Origin of the sequence: Streptomyces sp. NRRL S-920, from assembly GCF_000717945.1 — a bacterium.
GTDB lineage: Bacteria > Actinomycetota > Actinomycetes > Streptomycetales > Streptomycetaceae > Streptomyces > Streptomyces alboniger.
Window position 1 is genome coordinate 130,623 of the sequence record NZ_JODF01000025.1, and the last position, 7,625, is coordinate 138,247.

General features: G+C 70.2%; 6 protein-coding genes and 1 pseudogene. 5 read left to right on the top strand and 2 right to left on the bottom strand.

The genetic code is table 11. From position 1 onward, the window contains the following. Positions 1-131: 131 nt before the first annotated feature. The 3 genes from IG54_RS0119505 (at position 132) to IG54_RS0119515 (ending at position 3,354) form a co-directional block, all read left to right on the top strand. Positions 132-2,285: an ATP-binding protein gene (locus tag IG54_RS0119505; RefSeq protein ID WP_158708888.1), complete on the top strand. Its 2,154-nt coding sequence runs from the start codon at positions 132-134 to the stop codon at positions 2,283-2,285. Between the two features lie 79 nt (positions 2,286-2,364). Next, entirely contained in the window at positions 2,365-2,787 is a 423-nt protein-coding gene (locus tag IG54_RS0119510) for a hypothetical protein (protein WP_030785570.1), read from the top strand. 105 nt (positions 2,788-2,892) lie between these two features. Further along, entirely contained in the window at positions 2,893-3,354 is a 462-nt protein-coding gene (locus IG54_RS0119515; RefSeq protein WP_030785572.1) for a MarR family winged helix-turn-helix transcriptional regulator, read from the top strand. A gap of 32 nt (positions 3,355-3,386) precedes the next feature. Here IG54_RS0119515 and gap read toward each other — a convergent pair whose 3' ends face one another. Together gap and IG54_RS0119525 are read right to left on the bottom strand one after the other, a co-directional pair. Further along, entirely contained in the window at positions 3,387-4,391 is a 1,005-nt protein-coding gene (gap, locus tag IG54_RS0119520; protein WP_030785576.1) for a type I glyceraldehyde-3-phosphate dehydrogenase, read from the bottom strand. Between the two features lie 168 nt (positions 4,392-4,559). Beyond that, complete coding sequence (locus tag IG54_RS0119525) at positions 4,560-5,102, bottom strand: GNAT family N-acetyltransferase (RefSeq protein ID WP_030785579.1); 543 nt, start codon at positions 5,100-5,102, stop codon at positions 4,560-4,562. A gap of 121 nt (positions 5,103-5,223) precedes the next feature. Between IG54_RS0119525 and IG54_RS0119530 the strand changes: the two genes are divergently transcribed. After that, positions 5,224-7,200 carry a hypothetical protein gene (locus IG54_RS0119530; protein WP_030785582.1) on the top strand — a complete coding sequence of 659 codons (1,977 nt, stop codon included), beginning with the start codon at positions 5,224-5,226 and terminating at the stop codon, positions 7,198-7,200. Positions 7,201-7,423: 223 nt separating this feature from the next. Further along, positions 7,424-7,625: pseudogene (locus IG54_RS41380) on the top strand (hypothetical protein); the annotation flags it as partial.

Genomic DNA, 7,625 nt, shown 5'->3' on the forward strand with positions numbered 1-7,625 from the left:
AAGCGGTCAACTTCCGCTAGAAGAAGTAGTAAAGCAAGCAATAACCCTCCAAGTCATGCCACGGGGTTTACGGGCATCGCGGCCTGTTGTACTGCTGTCCCAGGGGCTGATACGGGGGGGCGGGGCGGCAGTTGGGTACGAGCGTCCAAGCGCGGGACATCAGCGGGCAGTTGGTCGTCGGCGACCACAACGACGTCAACGTCGTGAACCACATCGTCGTGTTCGACCACGGATCATCCGTGGCGCCGAGCGCCGAGGGACCACCACGCGTCCGGCGCCGCCCACGGCCGGCGGACTGGGTCCGGCCCCCGCGGGCCCCCGTGCTGCTCGGGCGCGACGAGGAACTCGCCCGCGTCAACAACCGGCTCGCCGAGGGGTACGCCGTCCGGCTGCACGGCCCGCCGGGCAGCGGCAGGACGGCGCTGCTGAGCCGCGTCGCCGCGGACCGCGAACCGGACGCACCGGTGATCTTCATCCAGGCCGGCGGCTCGGACACCGAGGACATCCTCCAGCAGATCTTCCAGGCCTGTTACGACACCGAGGACTACAAACCGGGCTCGGCACGGCTGAAGCGACTCATGGCCCCCATCGAGGCACTGGTGGTCATCGACGACTTCACGGACCCTGCCTCCGACGGGCTCGCCGTGCTGCGGGACACACTGCCCGGCTGCGACGTACTGGTCGCCTCCACCGAGCAGGGCCCGACGGAAACGGGATCCGCCACCCGCGCCTGTCAGCTCGGCGGACTGTCGGCGAGCGCGTCGCTCGCCCTGCTCGAACGGGAACTGGGCCGGCCCCTCAGCGACGCGGAGTCACGCGAGGCGGCCCGCTTCGCCGCCGAGGTGCACGGACATCCGCGCGCCCTGGTCGCGTCAGCGGCCCTGCTGGAAGCCGGTGGCAGCACCGCTGAGGCCTTCACCGCGGACGAGACCGCGGTGGCCTCGGGGCTCGCCGGACGGCTCGGCCAGGGAGCAGCCGACCTGCTCGGTGCCCTGTGCGCCTTCCAGCCTCTTTCCATCCCCACGGCCCTTCTCGGAGCAGTCGGTGCGGGCACCCCGGTGGCGGGGGCGTGCGCGGAACTCCAACAGTTGCGCCTGGTCACCCATGAGAGCGGCGGCTACCGAGCCCGGGGACGACTCGCCGTCCTGACCGCCGAAAGGGCCGGCACCCTGAGGAGCGCGGCCGACGCCACCCCGGACCTCGCCACCTGGATCGGTCAACGCCCCGCCCGGCGCGAGGTCGCAGCCGGGTCGGGACTGATCCGGCGCGCTCTCCGGGAGGCCGCGCGACAGGGCGACGACACGGCGGTACGGGACTTGGCGCGGGCTGCCGCTCCTGTACTGGCCCGCAGCCTGTGCTGGGGTGCGTGGAAAGAGGTGCTGGCGCTGGGCGGAGCGGCCGCTGTCAGGCTCGACGCCACCGAGGACGTCACGTACTTCGCACGGGAGGAAGATGTACGGCGTAAGGCGCTCGGCCTGGTGAGTGCGGCCGCGTCGGTGGCTTCGGCGGCTGTCGGAGTGGCAGTCGGCCAGGGCACCGGCGGCACGGACCGATCGTCGGCAGAAGGCGCACAGCAGGACGGGACAGGCTCGTTCGCCGGCTCCGGTGGAGGGCTGAGCGGTCCGTTGGCGACCGGGATCGGGGTGCTGGTTCTGGGAGCCGGGGGCCTGCTGGCGGGACTGCTCATGTCGGGCGGCGGCAGCACGCCCGCCGCGCGGCCCGCAACCACGCCGCCTTCCGCTCCCGGCGCCACCGCCGCATCCGAGCGCCCCGGTACGTTCGAACCCTCGCGCCCGGGGGCAGGCAGGCCCTCCGGGAAGCCGCCGCCGCGGCGGGAGGACGAGCGGCGCGACGATCCCCGACCGCCCGGCAACGACCGGCCGGACGAGCCGTCCCGCCCCGCCCCCTCGAAACCCGAGAGCCGACGGCCACCCAGTTGCCTTCTGGTGGGCGTCAGCTCAACGAATTTCCAACCCTTGCCCGTGGGGAGTGAGGACAGTCGCACACTCTTGTACGACGGCTACGACTGCGACACCGACGAAAGCGTCACCTTCTCCGTCACACCGGAAACCGAGCCGGCCTCCTTCACCTTGGAGCACCGAGGGTGTTCACCCACCGGCGACCGACAGTTCCGCTGCACCATGATCGTCACGTTCCGCCCGCAGGCCCCAGGCTCGTACACGGCGAAATTGGATGTGACCCACGACGGCGACTCGATCGGCATGGACATTCACGCCTACACGCAGGAGTCACCGTCGGAAACAACACTCAATCCCACCGCATGACTCCCTGACCTACTAGACGGCCTGACCGCCTAACCGCAGTACCGCCTGACGGGGTTCCGCCCGACACCGAGGAGACATCATGTCCGACAAGCCAACAGAGGCCCGCTCCCTTCGAGCCCGCGACATCTCCGGTCAAGCAGTGGTCGGGGACGGCAACCACGTCGTCGCCGCCGGAAACGACGCCGCCAGGACGACGGCCACCGTGACCGAGGCCCAACTGGCCGCACTGCATGACGCGTTCACCTCCGTGCGAGCGGAGATTCCCCCGGAGGACCCGGCCACCGACCGCGCGGCCGAGCTTCTGGACGAGCTGGAGGAGGCCGTGACCACCCCCCAGACGGACCTGACGACGATGGCATATGTCCGGCGCTGGTTCGCCACCAACCTCCCCGCGCTGGCGGGCAGCGTGGCCGCACTGCTGGTCCATCCGGTCGTGGCCCAGCTGGCCGAGGCGGCGGGCGGCGGACTGGCGGCCGGGTACCACGACCTGGTGAACGGCTGAGGGCAAGTCAGGCCGTAGCCGGCGAACTTCCCGAAGCCATTCCGCTGGAAGCGCCGACCGTCAATGCATCAACGAGGCTATATAAGCGTGCGCTATTTTTCGAGGGTGACCACTTCGCACACCAACAGTCCACGGGACCACCTGGACGTGAGCGCCCTGATCTCGGCGATCGAGAACTTCAACCGCTTCTACATTCGCCTGCCCGCCCTACAGACACTGTCCTTCACGACTCTGTCCGTGCTGGACACCCTGACCTCCCGGGGGCCCACCCGGCTCACGAAGCTCGCCGAGACCGAGCAGATCAGCCAGCCAGGAGTCACCCAGCTCATCACGCGCCTGGAGCACGACGGCCTCGTGGAACGCCGCCCCGACCCGACGGACGGGCGTGCCGTCCTGGTCCACATCACCGACGCCGGGCGGCAGGTCGGCGCGTCCCGTCTGGAGGACCGGATCCGCCGCCTGGTCCCCCTCGTCGCCCAACTGGCGCCCGAGGACCAGCGGGCGATCACCGAGGCGCTCCCCGCGCTCTCCCGCCTCGCGGACCTCGGCCACCAGACCCGGTCGTGACGGCCGGCAGGCCCTGGGGCTGTCAACAGGCCCTAGAGTGAGGTGCCGACCTTGAGCGCCAGGTCGATGAGGCGGTTCGAGTAGCCCCACTCGTTGTCGTACCAGCCGACGACCTTGACCTGCGGCCCGATCACACGGGTGAGACCGGCGTCGTAGATGCAGGAGGCCGGGTCGGTGACGATGTCGGAGCTGACGATGGGGGCCTCGGTGTAGGAGAGCAGCCCCTTGTACGCGCCGGCGGCGGCCTTCGCGTAGGCCTCGTTGATCTCCTCGACGGTGGTGCGGCGGCTCGTGGTGACCGTCAGGTCGGTGACCGAGCCGGTCGGTACGGGAACTCGCAGCGCGAACGCGTCGAGGCGGCCCCGGAGTTCGGGCAGGACCAGGCCGATTGCCTTGGCGGCGCCGCTGGACGTCGGCACTACGTTGACGGCCGCCGAGCGGGCGCGGCGCAGGTCCTTGTGCGGGGCGTCCTGGAGGTTCTGGTCCTGGGTGTAGGCGTGGACCGTGGTCATCATTCCGTACTCGATGCCGACGGTGTCGTGCAGCACCTTGGCGAGGACGCCCAGGCAGTTGGTGGTGCAGGAGGCGTTGGAGATGACCGCGTGACGCTCGGGGTCGTACGCGTCGTCGTTCACCCCGAGGACAAGGGTGACGTCCTCGCCGTCGGCGGGCGCGGCGATGATCACCTTCTTGGCACCGCCGTCGATGTGCGCGCGGGCCTTCTCCGCCTTGGTGAAGATTCCGGTGGACTCGATGACGACGTCCACACCCAGGTCCCCCCAGGGCAGTTGGGCCGGATCGCGCTCGGCGAGGACCTTGACCGTCTTGTCGCCGACCCGGATCGCGTCGGGCTCGGCGGTGATCTCCTCCGGGAAGCGGCCGAGGACCGAGTCGTAGGCCAACAGATGGGCCATGGTCGGCACGTCACCCAGGTCGTTGACCGCGACGACCTCCACATCCGCACCCCGGGCGGCAACCGCCCGGAAGACGTTCCTCCCGATGCGGCCGAAGCCGTTGATACCAACACGAACAGTCATGCGTTCCTCTCACGACGGTTTTTGGGCTCGACGGTGAAGAGAGGGCGGCCGAACATGCCGCGGCACGCGGTGGCGGCGACCGCCCAGAACAGCATAAGCAACTTCTGTAAGTTATCAATACATCGCTGTCGAGAGCCGCGGCTGGAGGACTTATGAAGAACTTGGGCTTCAGCCCCGCGAGTTCGCCTTCCAGTCCTGGACGAGGAGTCCGAGGATTACCTCGTCCAGGAACTCGCCCAGCACCCACGCCGAGGAGCGCAGTACGCCCTCGCGGACGAAGCCGTTGTTTTCGGCGGCGCGCAGCATGGCGTGGTTGTCCGCCAGAGTCTCGATCTGTAGCCGCTGGAGGCCGCGGACCACGAAACCGTAGTGACAGAGCGTCGCGACCACGTCCGTGCCGTAACCCTTGCCGCGTACCGCCGGCAGCAGCCCGAGTCCGATGTGGGCAGACCGGTGGTGGTTGTCGATGCCCCACAGCGCCGCGGTGCCGACCAGGGAGCCTCCCTCCAGCTCCACGACGGAGAACGGGACGCTGCCCTGCGCCGTGTCGTCCACCACCAGCCGCGGGTCCTTCGAACCGGGCGATATCGGACGCCACGGCCCGGCCTCGGCCCGCGCCGAGCCCACCACATCGTCGTACAGCTCGGTCCGAAGGGTGGGGATGTCGTCCTCGTGGCGGGCCCTCAGCCCGATCTTGCTGCCCTTTAGCATGGGGGCTTCCTATCCGACATGATTCGCCTACGGCAAACGAATATGCGGGCCGGTGGCGGGGATCCGCGCGTGCCCGGCACCGGCGAAAGGCAGGCGCGCGGCGATCCGGCAGGATGGCCGCATGCCTCACACCCCGATACGCCCCGCACAGCCCTTCGATGAGAAGTGGATCGCCCAGGCCCTCAACGGTTTCATCGAAGGTTCCGGATACTGGGGGCCCGGCACGCTCACCGGGGTAGCCGAGGTCGGCGACTACCTGACCGGGGGCGGCAAGGAGGTGCCCGCGCGCTACCGGGGCTGGAACTGGTACCGGTTCATCGGCCGGTGCGGCGCCGTGGCCCTGCGGGCCAGCTCCTTCCACGTGCAGGACCATCTGCGCGCAGTCCAGCTGGCGATGCTGGAGGCGTGGGCGGAAACTCCCTTTGCCGACCCGGAGGCTCGCAGCCGGATGCGTACGGGTGTCCTCGAACTCGCCGACAAGGACACGTACGCCGCTCGGACCCACGACGGCGCGGTGGTCGCTCTGCACGGGCTCGGCACCGGCCAGGACGGGCAGCGCTTCGTCGAGTTGCGCACCGGCACCGCTCAGCCGCCGGTACCAGGTCGGATCACGGCCACCGAGCCGGTGCCCGCGGCCGGTTGGGACACACCTGACCGACTGCGGCGCCTCGTGCACCTCGTACGGCAGAAGGGCCCCGCGCCCTGGGATCGCGCGGCGTCCGCGGTGCTCGCCCAGCGGACCGGGCTGAGCCGGGCCGCTGCCGCGCTGCTGCTCGCCGGAATACCCGATGTGAAGTACGGGTACCGGGGCCTCGATGCCGAGGCGCGCAAAGTGATGGGACTCAAGCAGTCCGAAGCCGAGGCAGGGGAGCGGGAGTTGACGTCCCTGCGGGTGGCCGAGCGCCTCGATCTGCTGGCCGACGTGCTGCCCGCGGACCCCGAGCAGCTGTGGCTGGAGGGCGGGCAGCTGGCGCTCGCCGAGCGGATCGCCGAGGCCTGGCGCAGGCAACAGGGTGTACGTCCCGCCGTGCCCGAGTCGACGCTCGCCGTCGCCGCCGAGCACAGTGATGTTCGAATGGCCCCGGCAGCCGTATGCGCCGTGTTCGCCGATCCCGCGCGCGAGCCTCGGCTGACCCGCGACGCTGACACCAGGCTGCGGGTGAACAGCATCAGCGGCGGCGGCTGGGAGGGCGACGAGGGTTTCCGTTTCAGGGAGCTGCTCGCCGTGGTCTGCGACGCCGTCGACTGGGTGTACGCCGAGCTTCCCGAAGGAGACCCCGTACGCCGGGGCGTACCCGAGACCGTACGGCTGCTGCGGGAGCGCCTGGCCCACCCGGATCTGCTGCTCTCCGCCCGGGGCCGCAGCCTGCGCGGCCACACCGTGGCGAGCCTGCTGCCGGACTTCCCCGGCGCCCTGCCCTACCTGGACGCCGCCGAGCCGCTCGCCCATCCCACGCTGGACGACGGCCTGGTCGTCGTGTCCGAGGCAGGGTTCGACCGGCGCGGCGAGCGCGAGGCACCCGGCGTGTACTTCCGGCCCGCCCGCTACGGGGCCGACGAGCGCTCGCGGCGTCTGGAGGCCGTGGTCGACGCGGAGGACTCGCATCTGGCGCTGGTCCGCCGGCTGCGCGGTCCCGAGTTCGAGCGGATCGTACAGCGCATAACCGAGGGGTCGCTGCCGCCGGGCGGCTACGAGTCCGATCCCCGGCTGTCCGCGCCAGAGGTGGTCGAAGAGGCGGTCGCCACCACCGGCCTGGATACGGACGCCGCCACCTTGTATCTGCAACTGCTCGCCCTGCCCGTGCCCACCGACCGCCGTATCCGCCGCTTCAACCGATGGACGCCCGCGCACCACAAGGCTGTTGCGGCCGCGCTCGTCGAGGCGGGTCTGGCGGTCACCGACCGCAGGCCCCGGGCCGGGCGGGGGGTGTTCCTGCCCGGCGACTGGGCGGGCGGGGACAAGTTCTACCCTCCGATGGAGACCTGGAAGGCTGAGTTGCTCGGGGTCCGGGTCATCGGGCGCAAGGTCTACTCCCGGCCCGTCGCCGGCCCCCTGCCCGAACTTTTCGCACGGGCTTGGCGGACGCGTTCCCGCTGAGCGCGGTGGCATGTTCCGTAGGTTGCGGAGATTGCGCCAGAGCGCTGGCGCAGCAGGGGCCGTTTCGCTTTCCGTGTCCTGCTGCGGGCGCCACGGGTCGGGAAGCGACCTTCTCCGCGAGTGTGGAGCCGGATTCCCTGAACCCTGGCAACATCGTCACTATTACTGACCCGGCGCTAGCGCAGATGAGGGGGCGGGCGGTTGTGCCCAAGGGGTGGAAGGCTTGCTGTTAGGCGGCCGCTTCCGGTTGTCGCACGTCCTGGGCACGGGTGGCTTCGGCCGGGTCTGGGCGGCCAAGGACATCGGACGTCCAGGAACACCTCGTCACCGCACCATCCTGCTCACCGACTTCGGCATCGCGACCAGCCGGGGCGACTCCACGCTCACCGCGACCGGCATGGTCATCGGCTCCCTCCCCTACCTCT